Raw genomic sequence first — 2,374 nt, forward strand, 5'->3', positions numbered from 1 at the left:
CGGTTTGGCTTCTGCTGGTATGGGTAAAGTGGTGACTAATGCAGGCAAGTTAGGGAAATTAACACCGAGCAAAACAAAATTACCTGCGGGGCTACATAATCAAGAGTGGGAGAAAGTACATGTTCCTGAGGGTAAATTTAAAACTCTGAGAGCAGTGGATATGAAAAATTTATCGGAAGCCGATGGGAATACATTTAGTGCCTTAAAAGATTTAGGGTGGAAGGATGATAAAATAGAAGAGATTCTTTCTTCAGGAAAAGACTTCCGCACTAAAGAGTTGCAGGCTGGTGATAAACTCTATGGATTAACGACCAAAGGTCGTCCTAAAAATATCGAAACCTCTGCGTACTGGTTGGATGAAGAAGGTTTAGCTGCAGTAAAGAAAGACTTTTATAAAGATGGAATCTGGGATAAAGACGGCATTAAAAATAGTCTCGCATTACCTTGTTTTAATCGAGCTAATGCGATGGATGTTGTTGAGATCACTGAACCAACGAGCGTAGTGGAATCGACCCTAGGTAAAGCTTCTGAATTAATACAATACACTGCTGATGATGGTTATAGTACGGGCTTAATAGGGAAAATTATGCCGGGTGGCGGTACGCAAATTACGCCTAACCCGAAAGTATTGATTGCAAAATAAGGATAAGAATAATCATGCCAAATACCGAAGAACAACGTTTAGATCTCATTGAAAACTGTAACCATTTATTAGCCATTTTCAAAGGGTTTGAACAAATTGATGATACACCTGAAGGACGTATGATTGCACAACTCACTTGGCTTAAAGAACATGCAGTAAATCATGATTTACCATTACCTGTTGAGCGGGTTTATGTCTCGACCATTGCCTATATCTATACCGATGGTACGCTATCACATCATGCAAGTTCAAAAGAAAAAATTGATGAAGAACTTGAAATTCCCATGCAACGTATTTTGAGACTGGCTGGTAAAGGACAGTTATTATTTAAACCAGAATATTGCCCTTACGCGACTCGCTGTATTGATGCCTTAATTAACGTTTTAAAGCATGCGATTCGAGAGTTAACTCAATATGAGCAGGGGTTGATTGAAGAATTAAAAAAAATGAAAACTGACTTTTTGAACAATGAAATCACCCCTCCACTTGGTAGCCAAGTACCTAATTACCCTAATTATTTAAAGGTAGATAGGTACAAACCAACCATTGCTGACTTACCTGATGGTAAATTTTTAATTAAACGTGTTACAGATCTTATATTTAACGGTGTTCGCCCAGATAGTTGGTTAACACCCGAAGATGCTGAGCGTGAAACCTTGAAGTTATTGGGTTGAGATATGATGCATAAAGAAATCGAACTGTATCAATATATGAGGATAAATTAAAATTACGCCAATCGTGTCAGCCATTTCCTGTTGCGTTAGCTGTTTATTACGCCTTAGCGAAATTAATCATTATTGAATACTCATCTTTTTAAAATCAATCGCTACTCGGGGACATCCAAACCTTTTTATTGATAGAGATCAAAAGAAAGGTTTGGGTGTCCACGATTTTTTACAAATAGTTCGCACAGTATTTTGTAAAAACAAAGCAGGCTAAAGCCTGCGCCCCAGAGAGAGTGCAATCAGCATGCTCCCCACATTGCCTTTAGCTTATTGAGGGGCGCGGACTTCAGTCCGCCAATGTGTTTGTTCATTCAAATAGTTTGCTGAGTCTTTTTAAAAACCAAAGCAGGCTAAAGCCTGCGCCCCAGAGAAAGTAAAAAACCGAATGTTGCCTTTACCCTGTTGAGGGGCGCGGACTTCAGTCCGCCAGTGTTTGTTCATTCAAACAGTTCGCACAGTATTTTGTAAAAACAATGCAGGCTAAAGCGAGTGCAAGCAGCATGAACCCACACATGCGTTTATCCTGTTGAGGGGCGCGGACTTCAGTCCGCCAGTGTGTTTGTTAATTCACACAGTTCGCACAGTATTTTGTAAAAACAAAGCAGGCTAAAGCCTGCGCCCCAGAGAAAGTACAAACAGCCTGTTGCCTTTAGCTTATTGAGGGGCGCGGACTTCAGTCCGCCAGTGTGTTTTTTCATCCAAACAGTTCGCACAGTATTTTGTAAAAACAAAGCAGGTTAAAGCCTGCGCCCCAGAGAAAGTAAAAAACCGAATGTTGCCTTTACCTTGTTGAGGGGCGCGGACTTCAGTCCGCCAGTGTTTGTTCACTCAAACAGTTCGCGGAGCCATTTTCAAAAAAAAGCAGGCTAAAACCTGCGGCCCAGAGAAAGTAAAAAACCGAATGTTGCCTTTACCCTGTTGAGGGGCGCGGACTTCAGTCCGCCAGTGTTTGTTCATTCAAACAGTTCGCGGAGCCATTTTCAAAACAAAGCAGGCTAAAACCTGC

General features: G+C 41.1%; 2 protein-coding genes. Both read left to right on the top strand.

Annotated elements, in window-relative coordinates; all coding sequences use genetic code 11:
* A partial coding sequence (locus KSO91_RS16930) for a hypothetical protein (RefSeq protein WP_238744196.1) occupies positions 1-643 on the top strand: 643 nt, incomplete at its 5' end.
* Between the two features lie 14 nt (positions 644-657).
* Positions 658-1,317: a hypothetical protein gene (locus KSO91_RS16935; protein WP_238744197.1), complete on the top strand. Its 660-nt coding sequence runs from the start codon at positions 658-660 to the stop codon at positions 1,315-1,317.
* The last annotated feature ends 1,057 nt before the right edge of the window (positions 1,318-2,374 follow it).

The organism is Psychromonas antarctica (assembly GCF_022267535.1).
Classification (GTDB): Bacteria; Pseudomonadota; Gammaproteobacteria; order Enterobacterales; family Psychromonadaceae; genus Psychromonas; species Psychromonas antarctica.